21 protein-coding genes and 1 CRISPR repeat array (1 of these 22 running past the window's edge) are annotated in these 17,507 nt (G+C 50.3%); of the genes, 19 read left to right on the forward strand and 2 right to left on the reverse strand.

Going from position 1 to position 17,507, the window contains the following annotated elements; all coding sequences use genetic code 11:
• Positions 1 to 14 precede the first annotated feature (14 nt).
• The 7 genes from AADEFJLK_RS25225 to AADEFJLK_RS17975 all read left to right on the forward strand — a co-directional run bounded on the left by AADEFJLK_RS25225 (position 15) and on the right by AADEFJLK_RS17975 (position 3,889).
• Positions 15 to 224, forward strand: a complete 210-nt coding sequence (locus AADEFJLK_RS25225) for a hypothetical protein (RefSeq protein WP_211299255.1) — start codon at positions 15 to 17, stop codon at positions 222 to 224.
• Complete coding sequence (locus tag AADEFJLK_RS17955) at positions 181 to 528, forward strand: antA/AntB antirepressor family protein (protein WP_170065173.1); 348 nt, start codon at positions 181 to 183, stop codon at positions 526 to 528. Before AADEFJLK_RS25225 ends, AADEFJLK_RS17955 begins: the two co-directional genes overlap by 44 nt.
• 839 nt (positions 529 to 1,367) lie before the next feature.
• A complete protein-coding gene (locus tag AADEFJLK_RS17960) occupies positions 1,368 to 2,315 on the forward strand; it encodes a M23 family metallopeptidase (RefSeq protein ID WP_103975233.1) in 948 nt (315 codons plus the stop codon).
• 193 nt (positions 2,316 to 2,508) lie between these two features.
• Complete coding sequence (locus tag AADEFJLK_RS17965; RefSeq protein WP_103975234.1) at positions 2,509 to 2,823, forward strand: DUF6794 domain-containing protein; 315 nt, start codon at positions 2,509 to 2,511, stop codon at positions 2,821 to 2,823.
• A gap of 169 nt (positions 2,824 to 2,992) precedes the next feature.
• A complete protein-coding gene (locus AADEFJLK_RS24120; protein ID WP_146054653.1) occupies positions 2,993 to 3,193 on the forward strand; it encodes a DNA/RNA non-specific endonuclease in 201 nt (66 codons plus the stop codon).
• Positions 3,129 to 3,647 (forward strand): DNA/RNA non-specific endonuclease, encoded by a 519-nt coding sequence (locus AADEFJLK_RS17970; RefSeq protein ID WP_103975235.1) that lies wholly within the window; start codon positions 3,129 to 3,131, stop codon positions 3,645 to 3,647. Before AADEFJLK_RS24120 ends, AADEFJLK_RS17970 begins: the two co-directional genes overlap by 65 nt.
• A complete protein-coding gene (locus AADEFJLK_RS17975) occupies positions 3,644 to 3,889 on the forward strand; it encodes a hypothetical protein (RefSeq protein WP_103975236.1) in 246 nt (81 codons plus the stop codon). Before AADEFJLK_RS17970 ends, AADEFJLK_RS17975 begins: the two co-directional genes overlap by 4 nt.
• On the opposite strand, the gene AADEFJLK_RS24125 is transcribed toward AADEFJLK_RS17975, so the two are convergent.
• Positions 3,882 to 4,061: a hypothetical protein gene (locus AADEFJLK_RS24125; RefSeq protein ID WP_146054654.1), complete on the reverse strand. Its 180-nt coding sequence runs from the start codon at positions 4,059 to 4,061 to the stop codon at positions 3,882 to 3,884. The two genes, AADEFJLK_RS17975 and AADEFJLK_RS24125, sit on opposite strands and share 8 nt — an antisense overlap.
• A gap of 163 nt (positions 4,062 to 4,224) precedes the next feature.
• Here AADEFJLK_RS24125 and AADEFJLK_RS17985 point away from each other — a divergent pair, with 163 nt between their 5' ends.
• The 12 genes from AADEFJLK_RS17985 to AADEFJLK_RS18040 all read left to right on the forward strand — a co-directional run bounded on the left by AADEFJLK_RS17985 (position 4,225) and on the right by AADEFJLK_RS18040 (position 16,549).
• Complete coding sequence (locus tag AADEFJLK_RS17985; RefSeq protein WP_103975238.1) at positions 4,225 to 4,611, forward strand: hypothetical protein; 387 nt, start codon at positions 4,225 to 4,227, stop codon at positions 4,609 to 4,611.
• Between the two features lie 27 nt (positions 4,612 to 4,638).
• Positions 4,639 to 5,238, forward strand: coding sequence for a hypothetical protein (locus AADEFJLK_RS17990; protein WP_103975239.1), 600 nt, complete (start codon positions 4,639 to 4,641; stop codon positions 5,236 to 5,238).
• Positions 5,239 to 5,891: 653 nt separating this feature from the next.
• Entirely contained in the window at positions 5,892 to 6,140 is a 249-nt protein-coding gene (locus AADEFJLK_RS17995; RefSeq protein WP_103975240.1) for a hypothetical protein, read from the forward strand.
• A gap of 5 nt (positions 6,141 to 6,145) precedes the next feature.
• Positions 6,146 to 6,427 (forward strand): His-Xaa-Ser system protein HxsD, encoded by a 282-nt coding sequence (gene hxsD / locus AADEFJLK_RS18000; RefSeq protein ID WP_103975241.1) that lies wholly within the window; start codon positions 6,146 to 6,148, stop codon positions 6,425 to 6,427.
• A complete protein-coding gene (hxsB, locus tag AADEFJLK_RS18005; protein ID WP_103975242.1) occupies positions 6,427 to 7,899 on the forward strand; it encodes a His-Xaa-Ser system radical SAM maturase HxsB in 1,473 nt (490 codons plus the stop codon). Before hxsD ends, hxsB begins: the two co-directional genes overlap by 1 nt.
• The gene (gene hxsC, locus AADEFJLK_RS18010) at positions 7,896 to 9,065 is read left to right on the forward strand and encodes a His-Xaa-Ser system radical SAM maturase HxsC (RefSeq protein ID WP_103975243.1); all 1,170 of its coding nucleotides are present in this window, start codon (positions 7,896 to 7,898) and stop codon (positions 9,063 to 9,065) included. Before hxsB ends, hxsC begins: the two co-directional genes overlap by 4 nt.
• A gap of 50 nt (positions 9,066 to 9,115) precedes the next feature.
• A complete protein-coding gene (locus AADEFJLK_RS18015; RefSeq protein ID WP_170065174.1) occupies positions 9,116 to 9,694 on the forward strand; it encodes a class I SAM-dependent methyltransferase in 579 nt (192 codons plus the stop codon).
• 38 nt (positions 9,695 to 9,732) lie between these two features.
• The gene (locus tag AADEFJLK_RS18020) at positions 9,733 to 10,689 is read left to right on the forward strand and encodes a DNA/RNA non-specific endonuclease (protein WP_249028075.1); all 957 of its coding nucleotides are present in this window, start codon (positions 9,733 to 9,735) and stop codon (positions 10,687 to 10,689) included.
• Between the two features lie 96 nt (positions 10,690 to 10,785).
• Entirely contained in the window at positions 10,786 to 12,051 is a 1,266-nt protein-coding gene (locus tag AADEFJLK_RS18025) for a vWA domain-containing protein (RefSeq protein ID WP_103975245.1), read from the forward strand.
• A gap of 134 nt (positions 12,052 to 12,185) precedes the next feature.
• Complete coding sequence (locus tag AADEFJLK_RS18030) at positions 12,186 to 13,469, forward strand: CHAP domain-containing protein (RefSeq protein ID WP_146054655.1); 1,284 nt, start codon at positions 12,186 to 12,188, stop codon at positions 13,467 to 13,469.
• Positions 13,470 to 13,775: 306 nt separating this feature from the next.
• On the forward strand, positions 13,776 to 14,027 hold the full coding sequence (locus AADEFJLK_RS18035) for a hypothetical protein (protein ID WP_103975247.1): 252 nt from the start codon (positions 13,776 to 13,778) through the stop codon (positions 14,025 to 14,027).
• Positions 14,028 to 14,185: 158 nt separating this feature from the next.
• Positions 14,186 to 16,549: a Calx-beta domain-containing protein gene (locus AADEFJLK_RS18040; protein ID WP_103975248.1), complete on the forward strand. Its 2,364-nt coding sequence runs from the start codon at positions 14,186 to 14,188 to the stop codon at positions 16,547 to 16,549.
• 83 nt (positions 16,550 to 16,632) lie between these two features.
• Here AADEFJLK_RS18040 and AADEFJLK_RS24130 read toward each other — a convergent pair whose 3' ends face one another.
• Complete coding sequence (locus tag AADEFJLK_RS24130; protein WP_146054656.1) at positions 16,633 to 16,818, reverse strand: hypothetical protein; 186 nt, start codon at positions 16,816 to 16,818, stop codon at positions 16,633 to 16,635.
• 10 nt (positions 16,819 to 16,828) lie between these two features.
• A CRISPR array of direct repeats spans positions 16,829 to 17,507; the repeat unit is 28 nt; unit sequence GAAACACCCCCACGGGCGTGGGGAAGAC; it runs 998 nt beyond the window's last position.

Raw genomic sequence — 17,507 nt, forward strand, 5'->3', positions numbered from 1 at the left:
ATAAAGGGAAAGGTATGACGAAAACTGATATGGATGGTGTAGCAATTGGTCTGGGTGGCGATGCGGTAACGTTAATGCCGTCCGGGGCGGACGGTTTGGCTCCGGTGTTGTTTATGGCGGAGATTGGCGGCACGTTGCGCCTCGCGGTGGATGCGCGAGGCGTTGCACCGGTTTTTGGGCGTGAACCGGGATTTTTTGGTGTGGGTCAAAAACAGTATTGCTGAGTATGGCTTTGTTGAGGGGCTGGATTTCCTGCTACCCCAAATGGGGGAGAAGGAAAATGCTGGCCTTCAGACGACAATCGATTATCACCTGTTGTTGGATACGGCCAACGTGTTGGCGAGGTTGGAGAAGGACGACCAAGGCCGTGCGGCTTTGCGTGCGGTCTTGTTGGCTCGAGCCGGCAAAACGCGGCCGGCTCCGTGGCCGACTGCTCAGTTGCCCGACAAGGTGCCGCTTTTGCGGGTGATTCTGGTTGGGCTTGGGATTTTTATTTGTTGGGGACTATTTTGGGTTTGGGTTTTTTAATGGCTTGGGTTAGACGAAAGCTACGGTTGTCATCCATCACTAAAACGGGCAGCGGCAGTCCGCCGCGCATCGGGTCTTACTTATTTGGGGCAGGCCCGCCCGCCGCTGGCGGGTATATGCTGGCGGTTTAGGGTTTGCTTCCTATAGGCTTTGGTGCCTTTTTGTCACGGGGGGTTTAGGAAACCCGCCGGTGTCCCGGCAAAGCCGGGAGGTGTCCCGGTCATCGCGTAAAATCTCTTAACTGACGTTATGCGGTAACGTGCTTTATCCCCGTTTGCCGCGCCGAGCATCACAGGGGTTGTCGGGATTAGTCCGAATACCCATAGGGCATAAAGGGGCGCGGCAGGGATGCCGCGCGTCGGTAAAGTACCCAAAGGGCATAAAGTACCCAAAGGGCATAAAGGGCAGTAAGTCCCTTTACCGACCACCGACAAAACCGAGACGCACAGGATCAAGCGGCAACCGTGCCGCCTTCTGACGGGTGCCGTCCTGGCACCCGCACTTCGTGTGCGGCGCATCCCAATCCGCTCCCGGCGGATTTGTCTTTGGATACTTTCTTTTCGGCGATGCACACCCTCAGGGGGGGGCAAGGAGTTAGGGCAATGCCACTTCAGGGTGGTTGGGGGACAGAGAAATTGCCGAGGCGGAGCAAAAGACAAATCCGCCGGGAGCGGATTTGGTGTCAACCCGAAGGGCAAAACCCACGGATGGGTTTTGCAGAGTTTCTCGCCTTCGGGTGCGAGAACCCGATTAAAAAACCGTCGCGACAGCGACTCATTATTGTTTTTTCAAATCGCAGAAAATGTCTGCGTAACATCAGCTCTTAAAAAGGTGTCACCATGCAAAATGTAGGCTATGGGCGGGCGGTGGCCGTCATGCTCATGTTATGCCTGGCCGCATTCCGGGCGGACGGCAAAAAACTCTACCGCTATCAGGACGGCAACGGGCAATGGGCGTATGCCGACCGGCCGCCTGCGGCGGTTACGGCAGGCGAAGAGGTCGCCGTCAGGCAGTTGGATGTCAAGCCCAGGCAATTGGTGCGGCTGTTCCAGTCCGGCGACCCGCAACAGCCCGATTATTCAATCATCAACGAATACGCGGGGCCTGCGGAAGTGTTGTTCACCTTTTCCGCCCAAGACAATGTCCGCGCCAATCCTGCCCTGCCCGCACGCTTTGTGTTGGCGTCCGGGCTGTCGGAAAAGTTGGTCAAGATAAGTATCCTTAATTCACGCTTGCCTTGGCGGTTCTCCGTCAACTATCAATTTGTCCCCGGCAAACCCTTGCCGGACTACCGGTCTTCTTACCCCTATTTGCCCCCGTTCGCGCCCGGCCGCTCCTTCACCGTCACCCAAGGCTTTAACGGCGGGTTCACCCATAGCGAAACCCACAACCGCTATGCGGTGGACATCGCCATGCCCGTCGGCACGCCCGTCCATGCCGCCCGCGAAGGCGTGGTCATTTCCGTGGAGAACGATTTTTACAAAAACGGGCTTGAGGAGAAATACCGCCCGGCGTCCAACTGTATCCTGATACTGCACGATGACGGTTCGATGGCCGTTTATGCCCATTTGGAATTGGAAAAGGCCTTGGTGACCCCGGGCACGGCGGTCAAGGCCGGGCAACTGATCGCCTATTCCGGCAACACCGGGTTTTCGTCCGGGCCGCACCTGCATTTTTCCGTCCAGTACAACCGGGGGATGGAATTGGTGTCGGTGCCGTTCGGGTTCAGGGGCGCTGACGGGCAAACGTTTGCCCCGTCAGCCGGGCAGGCGGTGACGGCTTTCTGAGCAAATAGACAGAGGCCGGCCAAACCTGCGGTTCGTGTCCGCCTCACTTGCCAAGAGCAAAAATTGGGGCTAGTATGCCCGCCATACCGTATCGGAGTGTGTGATGTTGACGGTAGGGTTCAGGCCAAACCTATCTTCACCGGCCGCTGTTTTTTGGCGGCTATCCCAAACCTGTCGTCAGCCTAGGGGGGTAATGTTGCCCGCAGATTTTTCGCAATATTTTTCATGCCCCTTAAAGCGCCCGGAAGCTGTTGATGAGGCCGCCCGGCTGCTTTTGGACGTGCTTGACCCGCAAGTCCAAAATGAGGTAGCGTCGGTCAGCGAAGACGGCTTGACGGATTTTCATTTAGGTCTGGGTATGGCCGTCCGCAACGCTTTTGGGCTGCATGAGCCTGATAGCCTTTTGCTTGCCGCAACCGGTACCCCGCATCCTGATGACGCTTCCGGGATTATCCTTCTGGCTTTATGGCAACGGCTGAACCGTCCCTTAACTCCAGAAGGTCTGTAGGGGACTTGAAACATGTATGACGGAAAACTTATAATGGCCAGAAAAATACCCGCCTTGCTCTTTTTTGTCTTGTCTTTTTCAAACGCCATCGCCGCTACAAGCCAAAATTTGTGCGCCGTAAACTATTTTTGGGTGTGCCGCCCAAGATAGTGGGCGTAAAATCGGCGAAATGTCCGAAGAAATAGGCTATTCGGGCTATGCCCTACGTTTTTCGGGCATAACAAGGACGCCGCTTTGGTCGGCGGAGCATTTGACGGCCGGTCGGGTGGCGGACGCTTGCGTTATGAACCGCCACGACAAGTTCCATACCGACCCTATCGGCGGAAGGTTTCCGGTCGGAGCTTTCCGACTATTCGCATTCAGGATATGACCGCGGCCATATGGCCCCTTCCGCCGATATGCCGGATCAGCAATCCCAGGCGGAAAGTTTCTCGTTGGCCAATATGGCCCCCCAACTCCACGCCAATAATGCCGGCATTTGGGAGGAATTGGAAAATGGTGTGCGGAACCTTGCCTTAAGCGGCCATGACGTTTACGTTGTCAGCGGGCCTTTGTTTGAAGGCGCCGCGCTGAAACAGATAAAGAACAGGGTCATGGTGCCCACCGCTTTTTTTAAGGCGTTTTATGACGCGACTTCCCAACAGGCCGGGGCGTACATTACACCCAATGCTGAAGGGGACGTTTTTGCCGCCGTCAGCCTAGACGTTCTCGCGAAAAGGGCTGGGGTTGAGGTGTTCCCCGGCCTTGCCCCGGCCTTAAAATCGGCCATGCCGGAAATCGTCATGCCGGCTCGCCGGACACATTGTCCGGGGAGGAAAAAATGATCAGGGAACCTTTTCTGAACGAAACCGAAACGTTTCAAATAGACCAATTGACGGTCGAAAACCGTTTGGACAGGGTGCAGTTATACGGCAGCGTCGAAATTACCTATGACCAAGCGGGGCTTGAAAGGGCGTCCGCCCTCAAGGCGTTAGTTGACTCCCTTGTCATGAAGCTTTCATCCGAACAACTTCCTGAAAAAGTTGTTGTTGATGATTTGCCAACGGTAAAAAATCCGTTTATATAAGCTTAAGTGACGGCCGCCCGGCGGGTGCCAGCAGGACATTGCTGTTTTCAAGCCCTGCCAGGTTGGCGCCGCTGTTGTCCATGGCCATTTTTGTGGGCATGGCCGTGGCCGTCATGGCTTGACTGAAGAAGGCGGTGGCGGCGGCCGCCACGTCATGGTGTTCGGAGAGCATAATGCCGACCGTATCGCCAAACTTGTCCGCCGTACGTTAGGGGTAAGTCCATGCGCCAAGAGCCGGCAACTGTCCGTTTGCGGCTTTTTGCCGCCAAAGCTGTCAGTGGCGAATAACGGGCAACCCGACGTATTTTTATTTTTCCATCTGCCGGAGACCCTATATGCCAACCAAACGTAACACTAATCTCGCCAGACAGGCGAAACTCGCCAGACGCGCGAAGAGAAAAAAACGCATTTTATCTTTCTCACCCGTATTGCCGTATCCCAACCCGGACGATTTACCGTATTCCAACGCCGACGATTATATAGAGGACATGGATATTCTTCAAACCGCATGGGAAGCCCATTATGGGGAATTGTCGGAAGATTTTATGCCGCCCTTTTACTACCAAAACGATGATGGTACCTTGCAGTTGGTGGAATGGACACAAACCTTTCGAGATTTATTGCTTGAAAAATATGGCTCTTCGAAGTTGGCGTTAGTGGAGCGACGATTCAAATTAATTTTTCAATTATTATTCACTCAAGCGGCTGAAATGGCCATATAGCCTTCCGTGTCGGATGGAAATTCTATTATGGAAATGGTATCGCCCAAACACCCGTCAAAACCGGACAAGGCAATCATTCATCAGAATGACGTGTCCCTGCTTGATTTCCTGAAAGGTCACTTTGAGTTTTCCACTGACGTTAAACTGGCGACGTATTTGGACCTCACAAGACATGCCGTTTATAAGGTTCGTGCGGGGGATGTGGCATTGGGTAACGCCGTCCGCCTACACCTGCTTGAAATTTCCGGCCAATTCCGGCAATTCATCCCCTTACCCGACCTGTCAGCCAAAAGTCTGCTTGACGAGATCAAGAACCGGTTGGCTGGTGCCGCTAAACCTGAAAAACCGTCAGTAGCCGATCACATCATCAGTGACGCAGAACTGTTGGCGTGGTTTAAGCAATATATTGCCGCCACCACAGATGAGGCCGTGGCCGGGAAAATTGGGCTAAAAAGAACCTCACTGTCCATGCTGCGCAAAGGCAAGTCAAAGTTTGGTATTGCACCACGGATTCAGATAGCCGGCGTTTTGTATCCAGACGCTGACATCGCCAAATTGGAAACGTTGATAAACGATTCCGGGGAACTGGCAGAATTTCTTGTGAACAAAAAAGAATGGCTCCCATAATACCCCATGTCGCCAAACCTAACTGGATTGACCCGTGCCGCCTTCTCCGAAAACGGTACCCTGTCATTTGAGGGGGCCGACACTGACCAGGCGCCCCATTTTTCGGCAAGTTGCGCCAGCACCGTTTTGAGCGGACGAGGGGATCCCGTGATCTGCCCGAGGGCATATTGCTTGGCTTCGCCCGCCAGTTTCCCATTGCCACAGCCAGTTTGATGCCGTTTGCCTGCAAACATCAAAAATAACCGACAGTTGCTTGAGGGTGAACCCCGCGTGGCCAAGCAAAACGCCGTGGAACTTTAGAGCCTTTTGTTTATTAGCGCCCTTTATGGAAACGGTTCCGGCTTCCCTAACCCGGAAACAAGCAAAATCCGCCAGGCCACCGCCTATAACGGCAGACTGGTTTTTGGCGTTAAAACGGTAACGGATTAGGCGGCGTTTTTGTCGGGATAAAACAGGTTAATATATTGATATATAATATAAAGATAATTTATTTTATTCACTTTTAGTGAAAGGTTTACTATTATTTAAGGTAATATCTGGCTTTTATTTTTTAATAAAACGGCATATAAAAAGCACTTTTAGGTAAAAAATAAGCTTATGGTTAATTTAAAAATACTTTATAATTAAATTTACCGTCCGGCTTGGAAAAAACCATGAAAATCAAAAAATCTTTTTTAACCCCGGTCACCGTGTTGGCCGCCTTGCTTGCCTCCGACGCGACGGCCGCATTACCCCAATCGGTCACCGACAAACTCCCGGAAGCCAGCCCCATTCGGCAAAACGCATCGGCGCAGATGCCTTTTGTCTTATTCCGGCAAGGCGGCGGCGAACCGTTTGTGGCGGCGCACAGATCGCACAGCTCACATGCTTCGCATTCGTCACACGCCTCTTCACGTTATTAAGCGTGATGGGGACGGAAACCGCGGTAACGTTTGACGCCAATGTTTTTTCTCTTGAAACGGTCAAGCGGGCGCTGTATCGGTGTTCCGACCAAAGCCAGTTTGACATCACAAGTGAAGGCGGGGCCATTACCGTCACTTTTTCGGCAATAGACCCGGATGGTTTGGCAGACAAAATAAGAAATGAAGTCCTGGATCAGGATTTGCGCGACACCTTATCCAAAGAAACCGCAAACGTCCGCACGTTGATTTTGGCCAACGCCTTTTCCGACACGGGGCTTATCCGATAATGCCGGTTTTAGGGAAAAAATTTAGGCCGCCCGAAGCCTTTGACCAAGCCATAAACGGCTATTACCAACTGCTCCCTTCCAGGTTCGTGCGGCTGGACGGTAAACGCTATCTGCTCAGCAATGATGTCGGCGAGTTTTTGGTCGTCGGACGCGGACAGCTCGCCGATTACATACAAAAAAAGGTGCCTAAAGGTTCTGATTTTTATCATGACCTGAAGTCCAAATGTTTTTTGGTTGACGGCGACTCTAATGTCGCCTTAGACCTATTGGCCCTTAAATACCGTACCAAAGCCCGGCGTATCTCACAGTTTACGGCGCTGCATATTTTTGTGGTTTCCTTACGTTGCGACTACACTTGCCGGTATTGCCAGGTTTCCCGGCAGACGGACGACAAACATGCCTTTGACATGTCGGAGGCGACGGCAGACAAGGCATTGGGGTTGGTGTTCAAAAGCCCTTCGCCTACCATAAAGATTGAATTCCAAGGGGGGGAACCCTTACTTAATTTCAGCCTGATCCGATATATTGTCGCCAACGCAACCGCCGAAAATATCAGGCACAAAAAAAATTTGCAGTTTGTCATTACGACAAACTTAAGCCTCCTGACGGACGAAATGTTGTCGTTTTGCTCAAGCCACGGCATATTCCTGTCGACGTCGCTTGACGGCCCCGAGCAGTTGCATAACGCGAACCGCCCCCGTCCGGGAATGGACGGCCACAAGCTGACGGTTGAAGGGATTAAAAAAGCCCAGACGGCGTTAGGCCGTGACAAAATAGGCGCATTGATGACGACGACTGAGAAAAGCCTTCCCGCCGCCAGGGCCATCATTGATGCCTATCTTGAAAACGGTTTGGACAGTATCTTTTTGCGTCCCCTCAGCCCGTACGGTTTTGCGGTGAAAACACGGCAGGCCTATAAGTATGACGTGGACAGATGGTTCGAATTCTATAAGGAAGGCTTGGATTATATTTTAGAAATAAACCGGCAAGGCCACCGGTTTGTCGAGCTTTACACCGAATTGGTTGTGAACAAGCTGCTGTCGCCTTTCAGCACGGGGTATGTCGATTTGCAGTCCCCTAGCGGGGCCGGCATTTCCGCAATCGTCTATAATTATGACGGCGACGTCTACGCCTCCGACGAAGCGAGGATGCTGGCCGAAATGGGCGACAAGGCGTTCCGTTTGGGTAATGTCCATGACGACGGCTATGAGGACATCATGTTGTCCGACACCCTGCTTGACATGTTGGAGTCCACCTTGTCGGAAAGCATCCCGATGTGTACGGACTGCGGTTTTTTGCCCTACTGCGGTACCGACCCCGTATACCACCACGCCACCCAAGGGGATATGGTCGGCAACAAGGCCTTAAGCGGGTTTTGCGGTAAGAATATGAAAATATTCCGCCATGTCGTTTTGTTGCTGGAAGACGACCCGGAAGCCCGGGAAACCTTGCTCGGTTGGGTGCGCCCATGATCCGTTTGCATTCAAAAAACAACGGCGTTTTGGGCGGGCTCCTGCACCGGCATCCCTTTATCGCCAAACTGACGGACAATCCGGGTTTGCCCAAGGCGCTCCGGCCCCGGCAGGCGTTGTTGGTGTCGGATCATGAAGCGCCCATAACGGAGGGTTTCGGCTTGGTTCTGGTCGCGCACGATAACGGGACGCCTGCGGTTGACAATGCCGTCCGGCTGGCCCCCGAACTCCGTTACCTTAAGGGGCACGATGTCATAAAATTCAGCCCGGACACACTAAAGATAGACGTCCTGTACCGTAAGGAAGCGAATGCCCATTCGTTTTTGGTGACCGAACGTTGCAATTCGTTTTGCATCATGTGTTCGCAGCCCCCAAGGGATACCGACGACCGTTATCTGGTCGGCGACATGTTGGCGGCCTTACCCTTACTGCATCCTGATACGCGTGAAATCGGCATTACGGGCGGTGAGCCGACGTTATGGGGCGAAGATTTTATCCGGCTGGTACAGGCCTCAAAAAACCACTTGCCCAACACGGGGCTGCATATCCTCTCCAATGGCCGCAATTTTAAGGACGTCAGTCTGGCGGTCCGGCTCGCCAATGTCGGGCATCCCGATTTGATGGTGGGGATACCGTTATATGCCGATTATTCCCAACTGCACGATTTTATCGTGCAGGCCGACGACGCCTTTGACGACACCATACGCGGCATTTTGAACTTGAAACGTTGCCGGGTGCCTGTAGAAATACGCATTGTCATCCACCAACAAAATTACCGCAGGTTACCGAAACTGGCCGAGTTCATAACCCGCAATTTGTTGTTTGTGGACCATGTCGCCTTAATGGGGCTGGAGGTTATGGGGTTTGCCAAATCCAACCTGAAAAGCTTATGGATAGACCCTTATGATTTCCGGGACGAACTTAGGGTGGCCGTCCAAACATTGGCCGATGCGAAGTTGCGGGTCTCCATTTATAACACCCCGTTATGCGTCATACCCGAACCTGTCCGCCGTTATGCGGTGCGTTCGATTAGCGACTGGAAAAACGATTACCTGGAGGCCTGCGGGTGTTGCTCCGCAAAACGGCAGTGCGGCGGATTCTTTTCCTCTAATTTAGGGACGGCCAGCGGGCACATCAAACCCTTTCCGGCCGGTTTTGTCCCATGACGGCCAAAAAGCACAAACGGCCGGCAGACGGGAGCCCTTCACCATTTGTCATGGCGTGCCTGGCGCATAAGTCGCTGACCGCATCCGGGCTGGCCTTGGATTTGGCTTGCGGGTATGGGAGGCATACCCGCAAGCTGGGTTCGATGGGGTTTTCTGCCGTCTCCGGCGATTTGTCTATGGACTGTTTGGGCGTAACCCGGCGCGGCCCGGCACCGGCCTTTTGTGTATGCTTGGACGCCCGTGCCGAACTGCCGTTCACCGACCGTGCTTTCCGGTTGGTCCTGATCGTCCATTACGTCGATAAAGGGCTTCTTGCCAGGGCGGCAAGGGTAATCGCCCCCGGAGGGTTTCTGATCTATGAATCTTATGGCGGGCAAGGCGAAAATTGGCGTTCCCTGCCCGCCCATGGCGAAGTGGAAAACGAATTGTCAGGGGAATTTTCCGTCATCAGGAAATGCACGCGTTCCGTCGGCCCGAAAGACGGCCCGCGTGCGAATGTGAAACTTTTTGCCCGGAAAAACTCCCCGCAAACCGCCGTAAATGCACTTTTAGGTCGGGCGGGAGACGGAATGCCGTTAAGCCATTCTTATGCCGGCCCCCATCAGATAATCCTGCCCGGAAAGGGTTGATATGAATGCCGCTTGCCCGTTTTTTAGAGACCGCCCCAATGTATAAGCCCCCCTTATTGTCATTCCCGATTTTACTGGCCGCCTTAATCTTCCCGCCTGCAACCCCAGCGGCCAATACCCCGTGTTCAGGAAAAAAAGGCGGGATAGCCCGCTGTGACGGCCAAAAGTTTGTTTGCAACGACGGCAGCTACAGCGCCTCCAAGCAAGATTGTCAGGCCATGTTGGGCGGAAATGCTGCCGGGAGGGGGCAACAGGCAACGCCGGTCACGGAAAAAAATACAGCCGGTCCGCCGCCGTCCGACTTTCCGTCCCCGTCAGCCGCCGATAACGCCGGCAATATCCTTAAGCTGGATTATGACGGTTTCACCGTTTGGCTGGATTGCTCAAAACGCGGCGCCGTAAAATTCCGTTACAACCCGCAGCACGATACCGGCAATGCCAAACGGTACGACAAATTCTATCTTGACCCTAACGTGCCGGCGGAATGCCAGCAGACCAGCGCAAAACCCTACGGAAACGGCTATGATCGTGGGCATCAGGTGCCGGCAAACCATTTGGATGCGTCGGAGGCGGCGATAAAAGCCACAAACACCATGACAAACATCTTGCCCCAAGCGGCGAACATGAACCGCGGGGCTTGGTTGCTCACCGAAGAAATCATCGAATGTTACCGGGATATCGACGAGCTGTTGGTGATTGGCGGGGTGGTCTGGGGCGACAACCAGAAGGACGATTATTTTGTCAAATCGCACGGCATCAAAACCCCCGACGCCTATTGGAAAGTGATCGTCCGCGGGACCGGGCAGGACGAACGGGCGATCGCATGGGTTGTTCCCAATTCACAAGAGGCCACCAGAAAAAATTTGGACAAGTATCTCGTCAGCGTCAGTGACATTGAAAAACTGACGGGTGAAACAATCCCCGTCCACGACTATGCCAAGCACGGAAAGCCCGGCCAATCTTGGCCTATACCCATCGGATGTGACAAAAGTTGATTTTATGGGAAACGTCAGGGTGGAATGGCCGGAAGAAGCTTCCCGCCCGGGTTTTGGACAAATGCTGGGGCGTACCTACTAAACGGGCTAAAAAATATGACCGTTATTATTAGGGGGCAGCGTACCGGATTGGCTTCCTTGTTAGGAAGCGACCGACAAACCGGCGGTTTTCAAATCGGCCTAAAAATGTCGGGTAAGGTTGGGGTCGACTTTGCCTGTTTTGGGTTGGGCAAAGGAAGAAAGTTGTTTGAGGACGCCTACATGACGTTCTACAACCAACCGGAAACGCCTTGTGGCGGGGTTGGATTATCGGCTGCCGGAGGGGATGGCGACCAGGCAAGGTTTACATGCCGGTTGCCTAATTTGCCGGACGGCATAGAGAGTTTGGTCTTTACCGCAGCGATTGACGGCAAGGGTTCAATGCGGCAAATACAGCAGGGATATTTGCGTTTTCTTGTGTCCGGTCTGGAAATTGCCCGTTTCGCCTTTACGGGAGGGGATTTCCAAGATGAAAAGGCATTGATGTTGGGGGAAATCTACCGTAAGGATGGTGTCTGGCGGTTTTCCGCCATCGGTCAGGGTTTTAACGGGGGGATGGCCGCCTTAGTCGAATATTTTGGCGCCGCCGTAGCCGAAGGGGAACCCCTGGCAAAAGGCAAACTGTCATTGGAAAATAAAATGGCGGCATCCTCTCCGGCTCTGGTTTGCCTTGCGAAAAAAGCCGCGATATCTTTGGAAAAACATAAGTTGGCCGAAACGGTCGCCAGGGTCGGGCTGGTTTTGGACGCATCCGGTTCCATGCGCCATCAGTACCGTGACGGAAAAGTGCAGTCGGTCATCAACCGTTTGTTGCCTCTGGCCGTGCATTTTGATGATGACGGCGAGTTGGATGTATGGGCGTTTTCCGACCATGTCTTGGCTTTGCCTTCGGCGACCCTGAAAAACCATGCCGATTATGTCGGGACTGTCCATCAGGGTTGGCAAAAATGGGGCATGATGGGCAAAAATAATGAACCTCCGGCCATTGAAAAAGTTATCGCACACTATCGGGACACCCGCCTTCCCGTACTGGTCATCTTTGTCAGTGACGGCGGGGTCAACCAGAACGCCGCCATCAAAAAACTGCTTGTGGCCGCCGCGCCTTTGCCCATTTTTTGGCAATTTGTCGGAATCGGCGGCCGCAATTATGGCGTATTGGAAAAGTTCGACACAATGGAAGGCAGGGTTATAGACAATTGCGGTTTTTTTGCATTGGATGACCTTGATGTCATCAGCGAACAGGAGCTCTATGACAGGCTGTTAAAAGAATTTCCCAATTGGATATGCGAAGCCCAACAGAAACGCATCATCCGCACCGGCTAGACTAAACACGATGAAGTGGCTTCATGACACTTAAAAAACGAAAAAACGGGGCAGCGCCAATCCGCTGCAATGACACTACCTTAAACTAGGCTAAATATTGTCTGGACAATGGGGTCTACTGAAAGGAAATAATTATGATTTTAAAACGACATGTTTTAATTTGTGTACTAGCAGGCTTAATGACTATTTTCTGTATAACAATACATGCATCTGAAAAAGTAAAAGTTTCGTCGTCATACGACAAAAATGGGGTAACCATTTTATTTTTTGGGGTCGCTTATGAAGAAGTTCAAAAATTCATTTTAGATAAAAAAGATGTAACAAATGAACTTCGTGGACTTATTGATGAAGGAATTGTGATTACGACACCCGAAGGTAGTAATGGTTTTTCTCTTTTTTTCCCGCTTGGTGAACAAGGCATCAATATAGATAAAAAGATATTGCGTAAATATGTAGGCGGTCAATTTACGGTTGTTCTTCAAGATGAAACAACAATTTCTGATCGTATTGCCGTCGATACCATTCCCATTGAAAAAGGATTGATTTTTATGCCTGGCAATAAAAATACTAGCGAATCATTACCTCGAATAATTGGAGGATATGGAGCTAATTGCGGAAGCTATTCAAGTCCAAACAATCCCTATCCGTGTTGCGATAACGATTTTAGTAATAAAATAAGCACTAATGATGGAAATTGTACTTGGTGGGCATGGAAAATGGTTAACGAGAAATGGGGAATCAATTTGAGAGGGTGGGGCAGCGCGCCGAACTGGGCTAGTAATGCGAAATCTGATGGCTATATTGTACTTGATTTTCCTGTTTCTGGAACAGTTGCATCCAGCTCTTCTGGTTATGGACACGTTGCTTATGTAACAGGCTATAGTGCTAGTAATGTGGCTGTCACAGAAATGAATTGTGGTATTAATAGCTCTGCAAGACAAGGCACATCCTACACATACCCAACGACAAAGTTTAATACCGGATACATCACACCTTTACAGCTTAAAGATTTTTGGATTAAAAGTACATCAATTACTCCGTCTGCCAGTACGGTCTACAGTAACTTTTATCTTAGCCAAAATTTCGATGCTCAATTTAAGGTGGTTAATAGGAATGTTAATAGTGCATTTTACGTCCAACAGTTTAGGGTTGCTGTACATAAAGCTGATAACAATTTAACTTGGGTGCGTGATTTTACGACCAAAGGAAGTGCTTTAACTGGCGGATACGGGAACACTTTTACTGGCGGATATGCTTTATCTTTATTCCCCTGGATCAAGGCTGGAGCTACTTTTGAAAGTAGCGCTGTATATACCTATTTCAATTCTTCAGAAAAAGGAAATTATTATATTATTCCTAAAATGATGATCAATAACAAATGGGTCAACTTAGGAAAACAACTCGTTACAGTTCGTTAATACCAGATCAGCTTGGCCGACCGTAAGGATTCGTGCATAGATTGATAGTAGTGGCCTGCAACCCGCATCCTGCCTACAATCACGCCGTTTTAACCGCACTATGTAGTCCGAAACCGGACGGTTTCGGGCAGGCTTTCCAATGGATGTGCACGAAAGTAGGCATAAAGCATTTCGTACAGCTGTTATAGCCCGGCATCCCTTTCGGACGGATTGAATTGGCCCGTTGTTTAGATCTAATATGGCTCTACTATCCATTTACGGGAGAATCCTTACGGTTGGGCGGAAAGGGCGGACGGTTTCGAACTGATGTTGCTGCGCCTGTTGGACGAGGAATATACCGGCCGCCCTTTTTCGGCAGCCGGAAAAATGTGGTTTGGCTACGCGCCGAAGGCCATTGCGTCAACCGCAAGCGGGTGGCAGCGTCTGATGCGCATTCTGGGCTTGTCGGGGATGGTGTGGCCACAACACCAGAAAAAGCCACCCCCGGCGCACGCGGTTTACCCGTATTTGCCTAGGGGCTTGGGCATTGTCCGCCTAAATCAGGTTTGGAGTACCTAGTACCCCGTGTTATATCCGGCTGGCGCACGGCTTTGTCTGTCTGGTGGCCGTCATCGACTGCTACAGCCGTACTTAAATACGCCAATTTAATGGAGTCAGAAAAACAGCAAAACGAATCTTTAAGCCAAGCAAGCAATTAATCTATTGGGAAAATCACCATGTCTAACTCTTATCAATTCAAAAAATCAGCTTTATTTTCTGGGATATTTACTTTATCAGCTGAAAAGTTCTTACCCCACTTGGTTGGCAGTTACACCAATCCAGATGGTGGCAACCTTCAAGAGATCATTTTCAAAAATGGTTTGGCCTATATATCGGCTAGCGAAAACGGGCTTCAAGTCTTAGATGTTTCAAACCCCGAATCACCAACAAAAGTGGGAAGCTTCAAATTGTACTACGGCATTGATGTTGATTTGTCTGGCAATTTAGCATACAACGCCGATTCAAGTTATGGCCTACGAATATTGGATGTTAGCAACCCTAATGCACCTGTAGAAATCGGTGGTTATGCAACAAAAGACAGCGGTTTTGTTTTTTGTAAATCAGTGACATTAAGTGGCTCGTTAGCTTACTTGGTAATGGAAGGTATTGATAGCGATTTTGCTGATAATGGTATATTGATTATTGATGTAAGCAACCCTTATAGACCAACAAAATTAAACAGCTTTCCTTCGGCTTTTGAGGCCACTGATCTTGCTATTAGCGGTAATCAGGCTTATGTCACCAGTGGAAATGCAGGGCTACTCATATATGATGTTAGCAATCCCTATAATCCGCATCAGATTGGAAGCTATGATGTCGAAGGCTTTAGCTGTGTTGGCACAACGATCAATGGTAACTTTGCTTATGAGCTATATAATTTGTCCAACAGCAGGGGAACACCTAATATTCTGAAAGTCTTAGATATTAGCAACCCTTCTTCGCCACAACTCGTTGCCAATTACGATTCGCTGAATGTTTTAAGTGTCGTTGCTGAAGGGGAAAGCACTTATGCTTTTGCTGGGGATTTTAAACCTGATGGTTCTGGCTTCCTGCAAATCTTAGATTTGACCAACCCTAATAATCCAAGTTGGTTGACTGGGTTTGATGCTTCCCAAGGCATACCGATTAGAAGCGATGTGCCAATTACAGGCATAGCTATTCATGAAAATTTTGTTTATATCACGGAATCTTTTAACGGCTTGCAAGTGATTCAATTTAAGGACAATGTCCCCTTGCCTGTGTTAAACATCTCCTCCGTTGATGCGGATAAACCGGAAAGTAGCGGTGCTTTTCTTTTCAAAATCGAAAGGAGTGGAGATTTGAGCAGTAATTCTGTAGTCGATTACAGTGTGTCAGGCGGTCAAGCGACTAATGATGACTTTATTACAAACTCAGGCAGTGTTGTTTTTAAACCTGGAGAGACCTCAAAAGTGGTGGTTATCAATGTCGCTAATGACAGTACATTTGAATCTGACGAAGCTTTCATTGTCGAATTATCAAATCCGTTAAATGCGACCTTAGGTAATGCCGAAGCGGTAGGTACTATAATCAATGACGATGCCAACCACACCATCCCCACAGAGGGTGACGATGACTTGATCGGTACAGCAAACGATGATGTCATGAAAGGGCTTGGCGGTAATGATCAGCTATCCAGTTTGGATGGAAATGATAGCCTGAATGGCGGGGTGGGTGCAGATACGATGCAAGGTGGTGTAGGCAATGATACATACTATGTCGATAATGCGCGTGATATCGTTATTGAAACTTCAACTATAACAACCGAAATTGACACTGTTTACAGTGAAACCAGCTTTACATTAAGTGAAAATGTTGAAAATTTAGTGCTGGTTGATTCAGTATGGGCCGTCAAGGCCATAGGAAACTCAAGCAACAACATTTTGGAAGGTAACCGCCTAGCAAACTTGATTGACGGTAAAAAAGGCATGGATACCATGATCGGCGGTGATGGGGACGACACCTATATGGTCGATAGTAGCAAAGATATTATCAAAGAAGTCGGTAGTGATTCGATTGCTGGCAACGATAGTGTCAAGTCCGCTGCTAGCTTCTTATTGCCAACCAATGTGGAAAATTTATATCTGATTGGAACATCTGCAATCAATGGTACTGGTAATGCGCTAAAGAACACGATAGTAGGTAATGCCTATGACAATGTCATTAATGGTGGTTTAGGTAAAGACACCTTAACTGGTGGTTTAGGCAAAGATACCTTCCTGTTTGATACACCGCTTAAGTCAAATGTCGATAAAATCACCGACTTTAAACCCGTTGATGACACGATTCGCTTGGAAAACGCCATTTTTACGAAATTAAAAATCACCACAGACCACCTATTGGATAAAGCAAATTTTGTAAAATCCACGTCCGCTGTTGACGGCAATGATTATGTCATCTACAACAGCACAACAGGCGCATTGTTTTATGATGCCGATGGTAATGGCTCTAGTGCAGCGGTACAGATTGCCACCTTGGGCGCCGGATTGAATTTAACCCATGCCGATTTTTTGGTATCCTAACATAATAATAAAGGTTTAAAACTGATTGTGCCGTATTATGGGCTAGCTAAAAAACTCTGTATATGACAAAAATTAGTTAAAACTTAAGTCACCTTATTGTCCACGCAGAGGAAGGCAAATAAGGCGCTGACCGTATTCCTAAAGCCATACGCCATCTGAAATAGGGCTTCGTTGATAATGTCCAAGCCGAGCCTGAAAATATTTTTGGCAGGGCGTTGGTGTTTTTTTATTTTGATGGCCTTGACTTGGGCATGTTGCCATTCGCCCACGCGGTGCGCCCAGCAAACCCCACGGGCGTGGGGAAGACCCAATAAATACGGTCGAATAATTGCCGCCGTCAGAAACACCCCCACGGGCGTGGGGAAGACCCAAAACGTCGCACTCCCTCAGCACCAACAACGGAAACACCCCCACGGGCGTGGGGAAGACACGCGGATGCCGTGAATCGAATCTCTTAAGCTGGAAACACCCCCACGGGCGTGGGGAAGACAGCAATGGCGCTATAACACGAGAGTGGTACATGGAAACACCCCCACGGGCGTGGGGAAGACCTCGTTGCTTAGGTTTAGGTCGAGGCCGATGTGAGAAACACCCCCACGGGCGTGGGGAAGACGGCAAATGGCTAATGACACAAATCAGTCAACGAGAAACACCCCCACGGGCGTGGGGAAGACATTTCCCCGTGAGCAATCGCCTGTGCAACGGCAGAAACACCCCCACGGGCGTGGGGAAGACGATAATGCCGCGCCTGACAAGTCAGCGGTTACGGAAACACCCCCACGGGCGTGGGGAAGACCAAACGATTGAAGCACTCGTAATAATAGCCCTTGGAAACACCCCCACGGGCGTGGGGAAGACAATCCCGCTGTAAGACCGCCATAAATCGCTATAGAAACACCCCCACGGGCGTGGGGAAGACCCCAATACGGTCGATGTGGCTTGTGCAGTGGTGGAAACA

Origin of the sequence: Methylovulum psychrotolerans, assembly GCF_002923755.1 — a bacterium.
Classification (GTDB): domain Bacteria; phylum Pseudomonadota; class Gammaproteobacteria; order Methylococcales; family Methylomonadaceae; genus Methylovulum; species Methylovulum psychrotolerans.